A 17,614-nucleotide genomic window follows, 5' to 3' on the forward strand; every position below is an offset into this window, starting at 1 on the left:
ACCAATGACGAATGATATGTATTAAACGAAGAGACAATTTATGCGAGTACACGCCGAGGTCGAAGCTGCTTTCTCAGGCAATCGCAGACGGAAGAATGTTGCGGCGGACGAAGACGTTTTGGAATACGTCTCGGACAGCCGGACCGCGCCCGAGACCGGGACCGAGGCTCGCCTCCACCATTGCTGCCGCAATGCTTGCATAGAAACCTGGGACGAAGGGCGCTTCCCTTAAACCTTCGACCAGAATGTCTCGCATATCACAGCTGACCTGCTGCAAATCCTCGGGTTCAAGCGGTCTGTTGCCCGCCTTGATTGCAAGCATACCGGCGAGAATTTCGAAGAAGGCACCGGTGAATACCCTGGAAAACGAGTGCGGATTGGCCGCGACCGTTTCAGGCGGGCCTGCAGCCATCAGCCCGGCAGGGTCGCTATAGGGATGATTATTCCACGCATTGCGCAGGCAATCGGCGTCGGCCTCGTCCTGGTTCTCCATGCGCAGGGCAGCCCCGAACTGCGGGGCTATTCGCGACAGGATCGAGCTAGTCCAGAAGTTCTGGCCCGTTTCAGCGAGCACAGCGGCGCAAAACGTGGGGATCTGCAACGCGCAGAGTATGGCGCTCATGTCGCCAAACGATTCATGGAAGGCGTCAGTCTCCACAAGATGTCTGTTGAACAAGTCAGAGCGGATAGCATCCAGAACGGCGTGACCGAGTTCGTGACGAAGCAGATCGGGACTGGCGCCGGAATAGACGACGATGGCCGTGTTTCCGGCGGGCGAGCCGTGATAGAAATTCAAAGCCTGCCCGTCATACTCAGATTGCAGATCCTCCCCTCGATCGAGAAAAACGTCGAGAACCGCAGAGCCATTCCACTCGGCTGGCGGCTTCGTACTCGCAGCCCAGAAGTCCGCAGCTCTCCTTAACGTTGCCGCAGCATTCCAGTATCGGAATTCTGCGGTTGCCGGGTCGTCGCTAAAGGGCGGTGCCGCGGGAAAATTAAAACCCAGCGGCAGTCTGCTGACGTCAGGTATCGGGGCGGTTGTGCGCCGATCCACAGCAGGATCTTTTTCCCAAACAGTGATCGTGCCAGGCATAAGTCCCTCCCTGTTGGACCGCTCCCAAAGGCAGCGATCTTCCTCCTAGAGTTCACGCGGCTATGCACGTCAAGAATGCGGAAAACTCTGTCCGCAAAGTAACTTGGAAAGTACGAATTCGCTGTTCAGCCGGCGAGGCGCAGCACCCGCTCGGAAGACTCGGCTCTCGGCTCACCGCAAACGCGCCGTTGAATTGAATCTGCCATCGGGCGCCCGCATCTGCCTGCTCGCTACTTGGCGGCGGCGCGGCGGCATATGATTTAGCATCTTCTAATTGATATAGAGCTTAGTACTAGCGCAAGTTATCTCAATCGGCCAAATGGAGTAATTTTCCTACCCAATTCGATGGAGCTGCGCGTCACATATTTGAGTGACGAGCTGCTGTGCGCGTTGCCGCGTCGATAAAACGCAGCGAAAAAGCGAAAATAGATTCACCGCGATGGCGTCGAGGGCTATAGCTGTCCATCGTCGACAAACACACATTGGACTCCGAGCTCATGACCGATACCGTTACCGATCGCTTCCTTCGCTATGTCGTTATCGATACTCAGTCGGATCCTAAGTCGTCGACGCAGCCCTCCACCGAAAAGCAAAAGAATCTGGGTCGTATTCTGGTCGAAGAGCTACTGGCGATCGGCCTTTCGGATGCGCACCTCGACGAGCATGGTTACGTCTATGCAACCATTCCCTCCAACGTCGACCGCCCGGTCCCGGTCATCTGCTTCTGTTCGCATATGGATACCGCGCCCGATTTCACCGGGACGAACGTCAAACCGCAAATCGTGCGAAACTACGGCGGTGGCGACATCCAGCTTTCAGGCGATCCGCAGCAGGTCATTCGCATCAGCGATAATCCGGTGCTTAGCGATCAGATCGGTAACGATATCATCACCTCAGACGGCACAACGCTGCTCGGTGCCGACGACAAGGCGGGCCTTGCCGAGATCATGACGGCGGCGCAATTCCTCGTCGACAATCCCGAGATCAAACATGGGACGATCAAGCTCCTGTTCACGACGGACGAAGAAATCGGGCGTGGGGTCGACAAGGTCGATCTGGCAAAGCTCGGGGCAGAGTTCGCCTACACCATAGACGGCGAAACGGCCGGTCATATCGAGGATGAGACCTTCTCCGCCGACGGTGTGGAGATCGCCATTCAGGGTGTCGCGATCCATCCCGGTTTCGCCAAGGGGAAGATGGAGAATGCCATCAAAATCGCCGGCGCGATCATTAGTCGGCTGCCGAAGGACGTGGCGCCAGAGACGACGGACGGCAGGGACGGTTTCGTTCATCCGACGGGCGTGACCGGCTCGATGGAAAAGGCAGCTCTCGGCTTTATCGTCCGAGACTTCAACGACGATGGTCTCGCCGTCAAGGAGGCCATGCTCGAGGCGATCGTAAAGGAGGTGATGACCGAATATCCGGGCTCTTCCTACAGCTTCAAGGTCAAGCAGCAGTACCGCAACATGAAGGCCATCCTCGACCGCCATCCGGAGATCGCCGACAACGCCATCGAGGCCGTCCGACGCGCCGGCATGACCCCGGTGCGCGGCAGCATCCGCGGCGGCACCGATGGTTCGCGACTGTCCTTCATGGGACTTCCCTGCGCTAACATCTTTGCCGGCGGCCACGCGTTTCACTCACCGCTCGAATGGGTCAGCCGGCAAGACATGGAAAAGGCCGTCAAGACGCTGGTCGAACTCGCAAAAATCTGGGCGGAGCGCGCTTGAACGGCTAGCGGATGCGATGATAGCGCCGCTTGAAATAGATGAGCGCCTCATCCTCTCCCTCTCCATGAGCGATATCGATGACCCGGCAAAAAAGCACGCGATGTGTGCCGCTTTCGACCGAGCTTTCGACGTCGCAATCGAACGAGACAATCGCATCCTTGAGACGTGGCGCTCCGGTTTTGCCGAACAGCCATTCGCCGGCGGCGAAACGCTCTTGCTGTGGCGTCGAGCCGCCGAACAAGCGGGAGAGCGCCTCCCGGCCGGAGGCAAGCGTGTTGACGCAAAGCGAGCGGTTGCGATCGAATATGGCGGCGACCGAGCTCGACCGGTTAAGGCAGACGATCAGCGTCGGCGGCGTATCCGTTACGCTGCAGACGGCCGATGCGGTAAAACCCGCTGGCCCGCCCGGTCCATCGGTCGTGACGATGCTGACGGCAGCGGCAAGCTTTGCCATTCCCTCCCGAAAGGCCAGACGGGCCGCCTCCACGTCGTCGTGCGGCATCCCATCCATGCTACGCCCTTTCATTCGACACGAAGCCCTGCTTTTTTCAGAAGCGGGATGACCCGATCGCAGAAATAGGGCAATTCTTGTGTGTAGTTGACGAAGGATAGCGCGATGCCGGCATAGCCTTGGGCCGATATGGCGATCATCTCTTCGGCGATCTTTTCCGGCGTGCCGACAAGCGGATAGCTGCCGGCGCCGCCTGCAAAGCGCTGGCGGTAGCGATCATAGGCGTCGCGATCATGCGACTGCGAGAATTCCTTCTTGCCGGCCATATGCTGATCGACGGCGGCGTGATCGGCCATGGTCACGGCGTAGCGGATGTAATAATCCTCTGCCTCCTGCTGCGTTTGCCGGCAAACGACATGGCAGACGGTATAGACGCCAACGTCTCTCCCCTTTTTCTCCGCCCGCTCGCGGATGTCAGAGACATGCTTTCCGGCGGCGGCGATTTCGGTGAAGGTCGTAAAGAGATAATCGCAGCTCGCCGCCGCAAAATCGCGGCCCGGACCGCCGAATGCGGCGTTCATCGTTACCGGCCGCGGCATCTGCAGGCTCGCCGGACGGCTGACAGCTTCCTTCAGCGTATAGTAGGCGCCGATATAGTCGATGGGCTCATCGGAGGCATAGACCTTTTCGACGATCTCCAGCCATTCCGCCGCCTGGTCATAGCCCTTCTCGACCAAGGGAACGCCGAACATCCCGAATTCCTTCGGGTTCCAGCCGCAGACTATGTTGAGGCCCGCGCGCCCCTGGCTGACGTGATCGACGGTCGCCAGCGACTTGGCGGCATAAAGCGGATGCACCAACGGCACATGTACGGTCATGAACAGGCCGATTTTCTCGGTTGCTGCGGCCAGCGCCGCTGCCCATGTGAAGGTCTCGAACGACCATTCACGCACCCGGTTCTTGCCGCCGAAGCCGCGCCAGCGGGCAATCGGCAGAAAGAATTCCAGCCCGGCACGGTCGGCGATCTGCGCGGCGGTCAGATTGTCCTGCCAGCTGGCGGCCCAGCGCTCCGGCACATCGGTGATTGCCAGCCCGCCATCGGCATTGGCGGCGAACACGCCGAGCTTCAGCCGATTCGGGCCTTTCAGCGGATGCGATTTGATCATGTTTCCCTCTTTATTTTCGTCTTTTGCGAATGGAACCGATGGCCTCGGCTTCTTCTAATTGGCGCCCGCGCACGGAGAGATAGGCCTCTTCCGCGGCAAACATGAAAAGCGTCATGCGGTCGTGAACAGCCAACGGATCGTGGGCAAGGAAGGCTTTATGGATAGCCGAAAGTCCGTCGAAATAGCGCGCCGCGACGGCGGGGTCGGCAAATGTCCCGAGCCGGACGGATTGAAAATAATCGATGAAACGCGAGATGGTCGCCGCCATATGCGGGTTGGTGACTGCCCGGAGCCATGTGTTGCGAAAGTCAACATTGGCGGCCAGTAGCCCGGGAATATTGCCAGCGCTCAGCGTCTGCTCGATCCTGCCGAACGCCGCGGTCAGCGCCGCCTCGACATCGGGTGTCATGTCGCGTGCAGCACTCGCCGCTGCCCTCGGTTCGAGTTGGCGGCGCACTTCGAACAGGCCGGATATGTCCTCGAGCGAAAGTTCCCGCACAGCAAATCCGCGCGTCGTTCCGACGAGATAGCCTTCGGACACAAGTCGCAACAATGCTTCACGTGCCGGCATGCGCGATATGCCGTAGGATGCCGCGATCTCCGTATCCACGAGGCGGTCCAACAACGACACTTCGCTCCGCTGCAGCTTGAGCCGCAGATCGGAGTAGATCGTTTCCACCAGATTTTGACTTGGCCTGTCCATCGGTCAAAGCGTATTCAGTTTTTCGCCGTATTCAATGGAAAAATCGCTATAATGAGAGAAAGCCGAGACAACAGGCAAAAATCAGTATACGAATTTCGGCTGATTTTGTTAATGCAGGCCCGCAGCTAGCCCGCGAAATCCGACGGCCAAGGAGAGAACATGAAGGCGATCCAGTACCGCGGATATGGCTCCGCGGACGTCATGCACTATGTCGACCTGCCCGATCCGCGCGCTGGGCGGGGTCAGATATTGGTCAAGCTGGCGGCGGCCAGTGTCGCCCCCTTTGACTGGAAACTTCGAGCTGGTCATCTCAGGAACCATTTTACGGTGCCGATGCCGAGCATTCCCGGCCGCGATGGCGCCGGCGAGGTCATCGCGGTCGGCGAGGATGTAACCGAATTCGCGATCGGCGACCGAGTGAGCGTGGTGGCTGGGGTGTTCTCCCAGGGTTGCTATGCCGAAAAAATAGCCTGCGACGCAAAGAATGCCGTGCGTATCCCGGACAATCTCGATTTCGTAGAAGCGACGGCACTTTCCAATCCTGGCCGCAGCGCCTGGATTTGCGTGCGGACGGCAGAGGTCAAGTCCGGCGACAAGGTATTGGTTCACGCCGGCGCCGGGGCGGTGGGCGGATTGCTGGTGCAACTCTGCCACCATATTGGAGCTGAGGTCACCGCCACCTGCCGCGCTGCGAACCGCGATTATGTGCTTGGTCTCGGCGCCAACCGGGTCGTCGCCTATGACCAGGAGGATTTCTCGGAACTACGCGGTCAGGACGTGGTTTTCGATCTGATGGGCGGCGACGTCCATGATAGGTCATATAATGTTTTGGAGCCTGGCGGGCGCCTAATTTGGCTGGTGGCAGATCCCATCACCAATCGCGGCGCCGAATTCGGTGTGACGGTGACGCGTGCCATGATCACCGACGACAAAGAGGTGCTGCAATCGATAATGGACCTCGCCGAAGCCGGCATGCTCAAGCCACAGGTCGCGCGAAGGATGCCGTTGCCGGATGCTGCCGAAGCGCACCGGCTGATGGAAGCGGGCGCCATCTCACGAGGACGCCTCGTGCTGACGATGGAATAAGACGGGCTCGGACGTCGAGCTCGACCGCCGTTATATCAGGCCTTAGACGCTGCCCCCTCACGGGACGATGATCCGCGTGGCCATCGGATAATGCGAGTTGCCACCTTCAAAAGGCGGGAAGGCCTTGAAATCCTCTCGCATGGCGACGCGCGCAGGAGATTGCAACGCGACTTGCAACGCGGCCGGACTATCGAACATCGCCCGATTGCGCTGCATATGATTGACGCGCTCCCAGGGCAGGAAGCCGCACCAATCCACGCGGGATAGAACCTCGATCTGGCGGATATCCGGGAAGGTTCGCATGACTTGCGGATGGTGGCTGACATAGTGATGCAGCCAGACGTTCAGGTCCTCGGCTGGACCTGTATAGTGGACGACGTAGCTGCACGGCAATGTGTTCTTCCCGGTTTGGAGCTTGACGTCGTCGACCGGAAACGGCCGCACATACATGGCCTGCTGTGTCGCCTTAGCGCCTTCTATGCTGGTGAGAATGCCGGGCGCCACAAGCTGCTGCAGGTGGCCCGCCGGGCCGACAGCATTTTCGAGGTCCGTCAGTTCGTCGAAATAGAGCTGCATGCCGAATACCGGCGACTGCTCCGTCTTGTTGTACATGTCATTTGTTGTTTCGGGCGTGTAGATATTTGCGGAGGTGAGGCCCGGCGTCGCCTTGATGATCGCTGTAACGGCTGCGAGATCCGTTTCGCTGACGGCAAGATCGCCATCATCATGGCTTTCGAAAAATGCAAGATAGGCGAAAGCCATGTCGAACTCTCCGTGCTCGCTATGAAACCTGGCGGCCGGGCCGATATTCACTGCTCGCCGCCGAGATCTCAGTATCGAGTCGCACAGCGGAAAAAACAAGTTTAAACTTAAACTATCTTGCGATCCTTCTCCTGGTGGAAAGCCGGTACGGAACCTACTCTTTCGGGAGGAGCACCCGCACCGGCCTGCAATACCCGTTCGCCGGCATTTCTTCCGATTGCCTCAATTCGACAGCACTTTCCCGGTATTGAGGATGTTGTTCGGGTCGATGGCGCGTTTGATCCGCTCCATCAGCGCGAGCTCTTCTGGGGTCCGGGAAAGCTTGAGATAGGGCTTTTTCTGGAGGCCGATGCCATGTTCGGCGGAAATCGTGCCGCCCGCCTGCCGGATTGCGTCGAAGACGAGCTCGGTGATTTCCTTATGCGGCTGCGTCTCGCCGGCCGAAGGGATATTGCAGACGAGATGCAGGTTGCTGTCGCCGATATGGCCGTAGCTGAGCGCGATCGCGTCCGGCCAGCGGCTCTTTATGGCGGCTTCGATCTCGCTGACCACTTGGCCGGCAGCGCTCGTGGGCAGCCCGACATCGAAAGCCGTCTGCGGCCCCATCAGCCGCCCATATTCCGAAACGCTTTCGCGGACTGCCCAAAGATCGCGCGTCTCGCGCTCGGAGGACGGCAGAATGGCGTTTGACACCCAGCCCTCCTCGAGCGTGTCGGACAGAATCTGTTCGAGCATCGCCCGATTTTCGTCGGCATGGCGGCCGCTCGCCTCGATCAGTACGTAGATGCCGTGCGGCTCGGAAAAGGCACGGCGCAGGTCGGGCAGATTGCCGGTCATGAAATCGTAGAAGCTCGGCCACATGACCTCGAAGGACATGAGAGCCGACCCCATGCGCAGCCGAGCGCTCTTCAGCAATTCGAGCATGGCCGGAAAATCGGGGCATCCACAAAAGGCGGTTGCGAGCGCGGCAGGTTTTGCCTGTAGCCGCAACACGGCGCGGGTGATGACGCCAAGCGTCCCTTCCGAACCGATGAAAAGCTGCTTCAGATCGTAGCCGGCATTGTTCTTCAGCATCTTGTTGAGCGATCGGACAATCGTGCCGTCCGGCAACACCACTTCGAGGCCGAGCACCTGCTCCCGCGCCATGCCGAAACGAATGACACGGTTGCCGCCGGCATTGGTGGAGAGATTGCCGCCGATGACGCAGGAATCGCGGGCGCCGAGGTCAAGCCCGAAGAAAAGCCCTGCTTCCTCTGCAGCCGCCTGGATGACGCTGAGCGGCGTTCCAGCCTGTACGGTCATCGTCGCCATGACGGGATCGATCTCATCAATGCCGTTCATGCGGTCGAGCGAGAGTGCGATGCCGTTTTCGATCGGACGAGCGCCGCCTGCAAGTCCTGTGAGGCCGCCCTGCGGCACGACCGGTACCCGGAAGCGATCGCAAAGCCGAAGCGTCGCCGAGACTTGTTCTGTGCTCCGCGCGCGGACTAGGGCGAGCGGCACGACGGGCTCGAGTCCGGCCCAGTCATTATGGAAACGCGCGGGGATGTCGGCACCGAAAAAGACGTCGCTGCCGAGTTCGTGCTGGAGCGATTGAAGGAAATCTTCTCTCATCACGTGGCCTCGATTTACCCGAGAACATTCGTCAATTCTGATAGCAGATTTGATAAGGCATAGATATCATTGGACGGCGCCGAGCCGAATAATAGCCGGGCACCAGGGACAAAAAGCCCGGCGGGATGTTTCGCGCCGGGCCTTTCATGCGTTGCTATTGGATGGCGTGGAGGTCAACGCCCTTTGTGTCGCGGATGAAGATAACGCCGATGACCAAGCTCATCGCCGCAACCGCAATCGGATACCAAAGGCCGTAATAGATATCGCCCTTGGCGGCGCTCATCGCAAAGACCGTTGCCGGAAGCAGGCCGCCGAACCAGCCATTGCCGATATGATAGGGCAGGGACATGCCGGTATAGCGGATGCGGGTCGGGAACATCTCGACCAATATCGCGGCGATGGGACCGTAGACCATGGTCACATAGATGACGAGAACGGTGAGAATGGCGATGGTGAGCGGCCAATTGACCGCATTGGGATCGGCGACCATTTTGAACGCACCCGCGTTCGGTATGCTGAAAACAGGCATTTCCGTTGCCCCGGCGGCTTGTTCCGCAGTGAGGAGCTTCGCCTTGACGAGATCGGCAACCGAAACGACCGTCTTTTCGCCGGCACGGATCGTGGCAGCATTCAGGCCGAGTTCAGGGTTTGCCGCAATGAAGCTGTCCAGCTTGGCGTCCGGCACTTTGGCCGGATCGCGTGCAAGCGGGAAGCCGGCCTTCTGCAGGGCCAGGTTCAGATCATGCGTGAAGGCTGCGTTTTTTGCCGCGGCGTCCGCGCCGGCAGTGACTGCGTTGAATGAGGTGACGGTCGTATCGCCAACCTTGATCGTTGCAGGCTGGCCGACCGGACCTTGGACGATGGCGTAGGGGACTGAGCTCCTGGACAGGAACGAGGTGGCAATGTCGCAGGAGTTGTTGAATTTCGCCGTGCCGACAGGGTTGAACTGGAATGTGCAATCGCCGGGGGCTGCCGTGACTGTGGCGCGGACCGTTTGTTGTGCCTCCGCGAGAGCCGGATTTGCCGCGCGGGTCAAGGCGTTGAACAACGGGAAGTAGGTCAGGATCGCCAGGGCAAGGCCGGCCATGATGATCGGCTTGCGGCCGATCTTGTCGGACAGCCAGCCGAACACTACGAAGAAGCCGGTGCCGATCAAAAGCGCAATGGCGATCATGATGTTGACCGACTGGCCATCGACCTTCAACACGTTCTGCAGGAAGAACAGCGAATAGAACTGGCCTGCATACCAGACGACGGCCTGACCGGCTGTCAGGCCGAAAAGCGCAAGCAGGGCGATCTTGGCGTTCTTCCACTGCCCGAAGGCTTCCGACAGCGGCGCCTTGGAGCCCTTACCCTCTTCCTTCATCCTCTGGAACGCCGGCGATTCACTGAGCGACAGACGAATCCACACGGAAATGCCGAGAAGGATGAAAGACACGATGAAGGGAACACGCCAGCCCCAATCGGCAAAGGCGTCCTTGCCCAACCAATTCTGCACCACGAGGATAACGATGAGCGACAGGAAAAGCCCGAGGGTTGCGGTCGTCTGAATCCAGGATGTGTAGTAGCCGCGCCGGTCGTTGGGTGCATGTTCTGCGACATAGGTCGCCGCACCGCCATATTCGCCACCAAGCGCAAGCCCCTGCAGCAGGCGCAATGCGATCAGGATGACCGGTGCAATGATGCCCCAACTGGCCGAGCCGGGCAGGACACCGACCAGGAAGGTCGACAGGCCCATGATCGTGATCGTGATCAGGAACGTATATTTGCGGCCGACGAGATCGCCGAGCCGTCCGAACACCAGCGCACCGAATGGCCGAACAAGGAAGCCGGCCGCGAAAGCGAGCAGTGCGAAAATATTGCGGGTTGCCTCCGGATAATCGCTGAAAAAGGCAGCACCGATGAACACGGCCAAGGACCCATAGAGATAGAAGTCATACCATTCGAAGACAGTTCCGAGCGAAGATGCGAATATCACCTTCTTCTCTTCCCTGGTCATGCCTCGGCCAGAAGTACCCCGACCAGAAGTTTCACCTACAGAGGTGGTTACCATTTTTATTCCTCCCAGTTGCACTAAGGGCATGGCCAGCAGACGCGTGCCATGTCCTTGCATGTTGACGTTGTGCATAGGCTCCCCAGCCGGACTGGCGCGATTTGCCAGCGCCGGTGCATGCCTCCGGATTTCCTCCCCCCGGAGGTCACGCACCCGATGCACAGGAGAAGTGTTAAGCAAAAATTGAAAAATGCAATGCCCGCAACTTGCGGCCCTGGTCGAAAACTGTGCGTAAGGCAGCGAGCGGCTCTACGCAGCCCCCATCTCATGCCTATGGGGGCCTTGATCATTTCGGTCATGTGTGTTGACGCCGGAAACTCGGGTTATGCCGGTTGAAGCCTGACCCGCTGCAATGGCGGAAAGGCGAGCGCGATCGCGACAGCGCCGAGTCCGACCATGGACGATCCGATGAAGAGCCAGGAGTAGTTCGCGAACGTGTCGAAGATCCAGCCGCCAACCAGCGGACCAAAAGCCATTCCAATGCTCGACAACATCGTTGCGGCGCCAAAAACCGTGCCGATGACGCGCGGGCCGAAATATTCGCGCGCCAGCACCGCATAAAGCGGCATGACCCCGCCATAGGCGCTGCCGAAGATGACTGCGAGGGCGTAGAATTCGCTGAGCTGGCTGACAAAGAGGTAGATCGCGAGCGCGGCGGCCTGCACCAGCAAGCCCGCGACGAGAACCGGCTTGACGCCAAACCTGTCTGCAAGCGTGCCATATAAAAGTCTGCCGCCGAGCCCCGCCAGCCCCTCGACGCTATAGATGCTGACTGCCGCCATAGGCGCCACGCCACAGATCGTCGCATAGCTCACCATGTGGAAGATCGGCCCTGAATGCGCCGCACAGCAGGCAAAGAAGGTTCCACCGAGAACGAGGAATTGCGGTGATCGGAATATGTGTCCGAGCGGCACGTTGGGACCCTCTGCCGCAGGATCGGCAGCCGGGCCGCCCACGGGCGCCGGAGGACGTCGCACCAATAGCGCTGCCGGCACCAACAAGACCCACGCCAGAATGCCAATGAGCATCATGGCCGTCTGCCAGTCATAGGTCGAAATCAGCCAACGGGCGAACGGCGAAATCGTCATCGGCGCAACGCCCATGCCGGCGGAGACCAGCGAAACGGCGAGACTGCGGTTTTCTTCGAACCATGCGGTGGTAGCGGCAATCATCGGTGCGAAGAATGCGCTAGCGGCGAGGCCGACGAGAATGCCATAGGTCAATTGAAATTCGAGCAATGATCCAGCGCGACTCGCCAGCACGAGCGCGAGCCCCAAGAGCACCGCTCCCGTCAACACGACAATGCGGGGGCCGAAGCGGTCAGTCGCCGCGCCCCAAAGGAAACCACCCAGGCCCATAACCAGGAAATTCAGCGTCATCGCGCTCGCAATGCCGGCATGTGACCAATTGGTGGCGGCGGCAATAGGCACTTGGAAAATAGCCAATGAAAACATTGCGCCAAGCGCGACACAGGTCATGAGTGCGCCGGCGGCCACGATAACCCAACGATACGAAACGCTCATATCCGCTGAACCCCATATTCGTGCGATCAATCTTTAGTACGGCATGGACGATCCTATTCCGCTGCCGTCCATTCCCTAAAGACGCTCGGGCCAGCGCGATTTCGACATGTTCCTTTCATTTTATTTGCCTCGTGGAAGGTTGTCCGGCAAATCAATTCACATGAGCACCTCGGCAATCGTTGCTTGCGCCGATGACCGATCCGCTCCCAAAGAAGAGGTGAGGGGACGGCTCGCGGATGGTGCCTATTTCCAGTTCTCGCGCCGCCATTCCTCCACGCGCTCATCCATATCGATGCTTCCCCTTTCCGTGAGGATTTTCAGCGCGGCGTCGTGCTGCTCGTTACTGACCTCCTGCACGGTCACCAGGACGCCCCCGCGTCGAAGCGCCTCGGCATAGGTCTTGCGCTGCTCCTCTCTAAAGAAGAGACCGGTCAGGGCATCGACGAAGCCGAGATGATCGATCGGAGGTATGCCGGGGCGGTTTCCAGGCGTCATGGTGATGGCATCTCTCGGTATACCCGCCTTCCTGAGTTCTTTGGACGCCTTTTCAGCGTCGGATTCCTCGTCAAAAAATGCGCTGAGCGCATGCGAGCCAGGTTTTCCTGCAATTTCCATTGTCTTTCTCCATCGCTGTGGCCCGATGTCATAACGACGGCGGCAGGTCGCAGTTCCCCACCGCAGTCGTGACGAGACAAGCAGGCGGCCGCGCTTACGTGCGGGTAGCGGTGCCGCCCATCTGGAACAGGTCCTTGAACTGGCGCGGCTGACTGCGGAGATATTGATTGGCCGCGCGCACCTGCGCGCCCAGTTCGGCGGCTGCATGCCAGGGCCAACGGGGATCGTAGAGAATAGCGCGCGCGAGAGCGATCATGTCGGCGTCGCCGGTCGAGACAATCGCCTCGGCCTGCGTCGGCTCGGTTATCAACCCGACGGCTACCACCGGCATGCGAACGGCGGCTTTGACGGCGCGGGCAAGCGGCACCTGATAGCTTGGTCCGATCGGAATCTGCTGCGCCGGGTGAAGGCCGCCGCTGGAGACATGGATCGCGTCGCAGCCGCGGGCGTCGAGTACCTTGGCAAACGCAACGATCTCGTCGACGTTCAGGCCACCCTCGACCCAATCCGTAGCCGACACTCGCATGGTGACCGCCTTATCGGAGGGGAAGGCGGCACGCACGGCCTCGAAAACCTCCAGCGGAAACCGCATCCGGTTCTCCAGCGAACCGCCATATTCGTCCTCGCGTCGGTTCGAGAGCGGCGAGAGGAACTGGTGCAGCAGATAGCCGTGGGCTCCGTGAAGCTGGACGAAGTCGAGTCCAAGCCGGCCGGCGCGGACAGCCGAAGCCGCGAAGGCATCGCGAACCCGGCGCAACCCGTCTCGATCCAGCGCGGTCGGCGCAACCCGGCCCTCGGTAAACGGCACAGCGGAAGGTGCTTCGGTCTGCCAGCCATGTGGTGTGCCCGGAGCGATCTGCGCCCCTCCGAGCCACGGGACTTCGGTCGACGCCTTGCGGCCGGCGTGGTTCAACTGAATTCCGATCGGCATGTCCGACCAGCGCCGGACGCCCTCCAATGTCCTGCGCATGGCCGCTTCCGTCTCATCGTTCCACAGCCCGACATCCGCCCAACTGATGCGACCCTCCGGAAGAACCGCCGTTGCCTCGATGGTCAGCAATGCCGCTCCCGAAAGGGCAAGCTGGCCGAGATGGATCAAATGCCAGTCGTTCATGCACCCATCTTCCGCAGAATATTGGCACATGGGAGCAATCACGATCCGGTTGGCCAGGTCGAGATTGCGGACGCGGAGCGGGGTGAATAGGGCGGGTTGGGCCATGATGATATCCTTTGTGTGGTGTGGGGCATGCGCATGGTTGCCGTGAATGATCGGCTCTTCTTAGATCATGAATCGACGCTAACGAAATTGCGGAATAACCTCTGACGCGAGTTCCTGCATTACCTCTTCTGCCGGCGGTTCGTCGCTCGTCAGGTTGAACATGATGTGTTGGGCGCCCATTTCGCGCAATGCCACAAGTTCCTCGATCAGGCCGACCCGGCCGACCCGCAGACCGAGGTCGAGCTGCTGGGTTGGCGCATGGGCATTGTCTTCAAGCTGCAAACGCAGAGATGATGCAAAGGCCGGCGATTTCGTTGGATCGACCTTCTGCACCGCCGCGCGCCAGATCGCGTAGCGGTCACGCTGCCTTGCGAGAGGTCTGTAATAGGTTGCCCAGGCGCAGGCGTTGCGGGCAATCCAACTGATCGTCTGCCCAGCGGATCCGACCGCCAGCGTCGGGATGTTTCCATGCAATGGTCTCGGACGAATCTCGGCATCGGGATCGGCCGTTGCGCCTGAGGGGTCGATGCGCCCATCCTTATTCAGGAGCCCGGAAATCCGCTCCCAATTCTCCCGGAACCGCTCCGCCGCATCCGATAGTTCCTGTCCGAACGGCCGAAATTCTCCCGGTCGGTCACCTGAGCCCAGCCCGAGCAGAAAGCGGCCTTTCGACAGATGATCGACGGACGCCGCGCCCTTGGCCGTGTGGATGAAATGCCGCAATGGGGAAACGATGGCGCCTGTAACCAGGGCGATCCTGTCGGTGGCGGCCGCCAGGGCGCCCAGATGAACCCAGGGATCCAGATGTTCGATGGGGTCAGGATAGTCGGGGCTGTTCAGGGGCACATCCCGGACCCAAAGGGCAGAGAATCCCAGTCGGTCCGCAAGCCGAGCGAAATCGAGCTGCGCATACGGATCCGGCCGGGTCTCGCCGGCGCGCGTCAAGGGAAGCACCAAACCGAACGAAAGGTTGCCCGGCTTGAAGACGGACTCAAATGCCGGATGCTGCCTCGAGTTCTCCATTCACACTCTCCTTCGTCGGCCCTGCACCGATCTGACGACCTATACGACCCAATGATTACGTGGGAACGAATTGAGCCGTCGCCGCACTGCCGCGCTCATGTTTAGCGCGGGGCGACTCCGATCCGCGCCAGATACCAGGAGCTCAGATCGGCTGAGCGGACCGATGTTTTCACTTTCGTCAGATGATTTATGACCGGGCAACCGGCAGCAATGTGCGCTTCTCGATTCGACCCGCAACCGAGAAAACGAGCAGGTCGGTGTCCTGACCGATCCTGTCGCCGCTCATCAGTCTTACGATATCATCGACGCCGCCGATCGGCGTACCGTCGATCGCCAGGATATAGTCGCCGTCCCGCAAGCCGGCACGATCGGCCGGACCGCCAGGCTCGACCCGCCTGACGCGCACCGAGGTTGTCTGGTCGGTGCCGGCCTCAAGGGCGATCCTGCGCGGCAGCTCGATCGTATCGCCGGCGATCCCGATAAAGGCGCGCCTGACCTGGCCATAGCGGAGTATCTCCGAGACCACAAAGTTCGCCGTATTGGAAGCCACCGCGAATGCGATGCTTTGCGCACCCTGGATGACGGCCGTATTGACCCCGATGACCTCGCCGCGCGAAGACACCAGTGGCCCACCGGAATTACCGGGATTGAGCGCGGCGTCGGTCTGAATGACGTCGTCCATCAGGCGACCGCTCGCAGACCGCATCGAGCGACCAAGCGCCGATACGATACCGGCGGTCACCGTCCACTCGAAGCCGAGCGGATTTCCGATGGCGATGGCGATGTGGCCCCTGCGCAGGCGCTTGGAGTCCCCAAGACGAGCCCAGGCTCCAACGCCTGAATTGGCTCGGATGAGGGCGATGTCGGTGTCGACGTCACGCCCGAGGACGCGTCCCTCAGTCACCGAACCGTCCGGCGTGGTGATGCGGACGATCTTGGCGTCGTCGACAACATGGTTGTTGGTGACGATGAGCCCGTCTGGCGAGACGGCAAAGCCGGAACCATGCCCACCCCTGCCGCCAACCCGCTCGATCCGGCTGACCGCCGGTCCGACCGTGTCCACCGCACTCGCTATGGATTGAGAATATGCATCTATCAGTGCCCCGTCATCCGCGGGCACTATGTCCTTGTCTATGAAACCCATCGTTTGATCCTCAAACAGCGGCGCCCATCGTCGCTGCCGCCGGCGGCCCGATCACCGTGATGCCTGGTCCGCCATGGCGCTGTCGTAAGGATTAAATGGATGGGCGTCGGCCTGCGTTCAAGTCGTGATACTATGCCTCGATCATCGCGCAATTAATTATTGTAGTAATTATTAGGATAGCAGTTGTTTCGGCTGGTTGAGGCGCTTAAACCTGTGATAATCCTTCGCATCATAATTATTTTTGCCGCTCCCGGAGACCCTGATGGCCAAGAAAACCTCTCCCCGCGCAAAGGCCGGGAAACTGGCGGACTTCATGTGCTTTGCAGTCTATTCGGCGAAGCTATTCGCGGGTCTACAAGCCGGTCCTGGAGGAGCTTGGCCTGACCTATCCGCAATACATAACGATCGTCTCCCTGTGGGAGGAAGATGCGCAAACGGTCAAAGGGCTGAGCGAGAAGCTGTTTTTGGAGCCGAGCACCATGACGCCGATGCTGAAGCGGCTGGAGGCCATGGGCTATGTTCGACGTACACGGGATACCGACGACGAACGCAACGTTCGGATTTCACTGACTGATGTTGGCCGCCGCCTTCGAGAGAAGGGCTTCGGCCTCGCCGCGGTGACGGCGAAAGCCTCGGGTTTGACGGCGGAGGAATTTGCGCTCCTGCAGAAGGCCGTCACAAGGCTTCGCGATAATCTTGTGACGGCCAGCAGGGGGAAATCCGATTAGACCAGGTTGATCACGACATCGACATTGCCGCGGGTCGCCTTGGAATAGGGGCAGGTCTGGTGCGCGGCTTCCACAAGCGCCTGAGCCACATCGTGCTCCAAGCCCGGCAGGCTGACGGTGAGGCGGGCCTGCAGGAAATACGCGCCGTCGACAAGGCACAGATCCACCTCGGCGTCGATTGCGGCGTCAGCCGGGACGGCGACCTTCATCTTGCGGGCGGCAAGCCCGATCGCGCCTTCGAAACAGGCCGACCAGCCGGCAGCGAACAATTGCTCCGGATTGGTGCCGGCGCCCGAAGTGCCTGGGGAGGAAAGTTTGACGTCCAAACGGCCATCGGAGCTGCGCGACGCGCCGTCGCGGCCGCCGGTGGTGTGGGTCTTGCCGGTGTAGAGTACCTTGTCGGTCTGGGTCATGGTCTTGGTTCCTTTTAAAGCGGTTGAAGGCGCCCTGATGGGACGCAATGACTGCGACCAGCCATTGCCCGTATAAAGCAGTGGCGACGTATCCCGCATGTGTCCGGATTAAGCAGAAGTGTAACGGATTGTGGGAGGGCGACGGCTCTGTACATTGCCGTACAAAGCAGGCCAGCGGACATCCGCGATAGGACACCGAGGCCTGGGTTTCATTCGAAAGGGCAGTCTGGGTTATGAGTTCGGAAAACTCCTCCGGCTTGGCGCCGGAGGAGTTTTGTTTCGGTGGACGGT

At 60.0% G+C, this 17,614-nt stretch carries 15 protein-coding genes and 1 pseudogene; 3 read left to right on the forward strand and 13 right to left on the reverse strand.

Features of this window, described 5'->3' with window-relative positions:
• Window positions 1-73 precede the first annotated feature (73 nt).
• Window positions 74-1,093: a gluzincin family metallopeptidase gene (locus PY649_RS18800; protein WP_285870120.1), complete on the reverse strand. Its 1,020-nt coding sequence runs from the start codon at window positions 1,091-1,093 to the stop codon at window positions 74-76.
• A gap of 497 nt (window positions 1,094-1,590) precedes the next feature.
• On the opposite strand from PY649_RS18800, the gene pepT reads away from it, so the two are divergent.
• Window positions 1,591-2,823: a peptidase T gene (gene pepT / locus PY649_RS18805; protein WP_285870121.1), complete on the forward strand. Its 1,233-nt coding sequence runs from the start codon at window positions 1,591-1,593 to the stop codon at window positions 2,821-2,823.
• A 4-nt stretch (window positions 2,824-2,827) separates the two neighbouring features.
• Here pepT and PY649_RS18810 read toward each other — a convergent pair whose 3' ends face one another.
• The 3 genes from PY649_RS18810 to PY649_RS18820 are packed head-to-tail and all read right to left on the reverse strand — an operon-like array spanning window position 2,828 to window position 5,143.
• Window positions 2,828-3,334 carry a flavin reductase gene (locus PY649_RS18810; RefSeq protein WP_432761375.1) on the reverse strand — a complete coding sequence of 169 codons (507 nt, stop codon included), beginning with the start codon at window positions 3,332-3,334 and terminating at the stop codon, window positions 2,828-2,830.
• Window positions 3,335-3,345: 11 nt separating this feature from the next.
• A complete protein-coding gene (locus PY649_RS18815) occupies window positions 3,346-4,440 on the reverse strand; it encodes an LLM class flavin-dependent oxidoreductase (RefSeq protein ID WP_285870123.1) in 1,095 nt (364 codons plus the stop codon).
• 10 nt (window positions 4,441-4,450) lie between these two features.
• Window positions 4,451-5,143, reverse strand: a complete 693-nt coding sequence (locus PY649_RS18820; RefSeq protein WP_285870124.1) for a GntR family transcriptional regulator — start codon at window positions 5,141-5,143, stop codon at window positions 4,451-4,453.
• Window positions 5,144-5,302: 159 nt separating this feature from the next.
• Here PY649_RS18820 and PY649_RS18825 point away from each other — a divergent pair, with 159 nt between their 5' ends.
• Window positions 5,303-6,229 carry an NADP-dependent oxidoreductase gene (locus PY649_RS18825; protein ID WP_285870125.1) on the forward strand — a complete coding sequence of 309 codons (927 nt, stop codon included), beginning with the start codon at window positions 5,303-5,305 and terminating at the stop codon, window positions 6,227-6,229.
• Between the two features lie 57 nt (window positions 6,230-6,286).
• Here the strand turns inward: PY649_RS18825 and PY649_RS18830 are convergent, their stop codons facing one another.
• From PY649_RS18830 to PY649_RS18865, 8 genes are all read right to left on the reverse strand, one after another.
• Window positions 6,287-6,991, reverse strand: coding sequence for a hypothetical protein (locus tag PY649_RS18830; RefSeq protein WP_285870126.1), 705 nt, complete (start codon window positions 6,989-6,991; stop codon window positions 6,287-6,289).
• Between the two features lie 222 nt (window positions 6,992-7,213).
• The gene (locus PY649_RS18835) at window positions 7,214-8,605 is read right to left on the reverse strand and encodes an FAD-binding oxidoreductase (protein WP_285870127.1); all 1,392 of its coding nucleotides are present in this window, start codon (window positions 8,603-8,605) and stop codon (window positions 7,214-7,216) included.
• Window positions 8,606-8,759: 154 nt separating this feature from the next.
• The gene (locus tag PY649_RS18840; RefSeq protein WP_285870128.1) at window positions 8,760-10,604 is read right to left on the reverse strand and encodes an MFS transporter; all 1,845 of its coding nucleotides are present in this window, start codon (window positions 10,602-10,604) and stop codon (window positions 8,760-8,762) included.
• A gap of 377 nt (window positions 10,605-10,981) precedes the next feature.
• Complete coding sequence (locus PY649_RS18845; RefSeq protein ID WP_285870129.1) at window positions 10,982-12,181, reverse strand: MFS transporter; 1,200 nt, start codon at window positions 12,179-12,181, stop codon at window positions 10,982-10,984.
• 243 nt (window positions 12,182-12,424) lie between these two features.
• A complete protein-coding gene (locus tag PY649_RS18850) occupies window positions 12,425-12,796 on the reverse strand; it encodes a hypothetical protein (RefSeq protein WP_285870130.1) in 372 nt (123 codons plus the stop codon).
• 94 nt (window positions 12,797-12,890) lie between these two features.
• Window positions 12,891-14,015: an NADH:flavin oxidoreductase/NADH oxidase gene (locus PY649_RS18855; protein WP_285870131.1), complete on the reverse strand. Its 1,125-nt coding sequence runs from the start codon at window positions 14,013-14,015 to the stop codon at window positions 12,891-12,893.
• Window positions 14,016-14,093: 78 nt separating this feature from the next.
• Entirely contained in the window at window positions 14,094-15,038 is a 945-nt protein-coding gene (locus tag PY649_RS18860) for a TIGR03571 family LLM class oxidoreductase (RefSeq protein ID WP_285870132.1), read from the reverse strand.
• A gap of 187 nt (window positions 15,039-15,225) precedes the next feature.
• The gene (locus PY649_RS18865) at window positions 15,226-16,182 is read right to left on the reverse strand and encodes a S1C family serine protease (RefSeq protein WP_285870133.1); all 957 of its coding nucleotides are present in this window, start codon (window positions 16,180-16,182) and stop codon (window positions 15,226-15,228) included.
• A gap of 262 nt (window positions 16,183-16,444) precedes the next feature.
• On the opposite strand from PY649_RS18865, the pseudogene PY649_RS18870 reads away from it, so the two are divergent.
• A pseudogene (locus PY649_RS18870) lies at window positions 16,445-16,910 on the forward strand (MarR family winged helix-turn-helix transcriptional regulator).
• On the opposite strand, the gene PY649_RS18875 reads toward PY649_RS18870, so the two are convergent.
• Window positions 16,907-17,323: an organic hydroperoxide resistance protein gene (locus tag PY649_RS18875; RefSeq protein WP_285870134.1), complete on the reverse strand. Its 417-nt coding sequence runs from the start codon at window positions 17,321-17,323 to the stop codon at window positions 16,907-16,909. The pseudogene PY649_RS18870 and the gene PY649_RS18875 overlap by 4 nt on opposite strands.
• Window positions 17,324-17,614: the final 291 nt, after the last annotated feature.

This window comes from Rhizobium mayense, from assembly GCF_030272705.1.
In the GTDB taxonomy this organism is placed as follows: Bacteria; Pseudomonadota; Alphaproteobacteria; order Rhizobiales; family Rhizobiaceae; genus Rhizobium; species Rhizobium mayense.

Excerpts from the sequence above, each read along its gene's own strand:
- PY649_RS18865 (WP_285870133.1), bottom strand. The coding sequence starts at position 16,182 with ATGGGTTTCATAGACAAGGACATAGTGCCCGCGGATGACGGGGCACTG.
- PY649_RS18850 (WP_285870130.1), bottom strand. The coding sequence starts at position 12,796 with ATGGAAATTGCAGGAAAACCTGGCTCGCATGCGCTCAGCGCATTTTTT.
- PY649_RS18800 (WP_285870120.1), bottom strand. The coding sequence starts at position 1,093 with ATGCCTGGCACGATCACTGTTTGGGAAAAAGATCCTGCTGTGGATCGG.
- PY649_RS18835 (WP_285870127.1), bottom strand. The coding sequence starts at position 8,605 with ATGAGAGAAGATTTCCTTCAATCGCTCCAGCACGAACTCGGCAGCGAC.
- PY649_RS18820 (WP_285870124.1), bottom strand. The coding sequence starts at position 5,143 with ATGGACAGGCCAAGTCAAAATCTGGTGGAAACGATCTACTCCGATCTG.
- PY649_RS18840 (WP_285870128.1), bottom strand. The coding sequence starts at position 10,604 with ATGACCAGGGAAGAGAAGAAGGTGATATTCGCATCTTCGCTCGGAACT.
- PY649_RS18855 (WP_285870131.1), bottom strand. The coding sequence starts at position 14,015 with ATGGCCCAACCCGCCCTATTCACCCCGCTCCGCGTCCGCAATCTCGAC.
- PY649_RS18830 (WP_285870126.1), bottom strand. The coding sequence starts at position 6,991 with ATGGCTTTCGCCTATCTTGCATTTTTCGAAAGCCATGATGATGGCGAT.
- PY649_RS18845 (WP_285870129.1), bottom strand. The coding sequence starts at position 12,181 with ATGAGCGTTTCGTATCGTTGGGTTATCGTGGCCGCCGGCGCACTCATG.
- PY649_RS18860 (WP_285870132.1), bottom strand. The coding sequence starts at position 15,038 with ATGGAGAACTCGAGGCAGCATCCGGCATTTGAGTCCGTCTTCAAGCCG.
- PY649_RS18825 (WP_285870125.1), top strand. The coding sequence starts at position 5,303 with ATGAAGGCGATCCAGTACCGCGGATATGGCTCCGCGGACGTCATGCAC.
- PY649_RS18875 (WP_285870134.1), bottom strand. The coding sequence starts at position 17,323 with ATGACCCAGACCGACAAGGTACTCTACACCGGCAAGACCCACACCACC.
- PY649_RS18815 (WP_285870123.1), bottom strand. The coding sequence starts at position 4,440 with ATGATCAAATCGCATCCGCTGAAAGGCCCGAATCGGCTGAAGCTCGGC.
- pepT (WP_285870121.1), top strand. The coding sequence starts at position 1,591 with ATGACCGATACCGTTACCGATCGCTTCCTTCGCTATGTCGTTATCGAT.
- PY649_RS18810 (WP_432761375.1), bottom strand. The coding sequence starts at position 3,334 with ATGGATGGGATGCCGCACGACGACGTGGAGGCGGCCCGTCTGGCCTTT.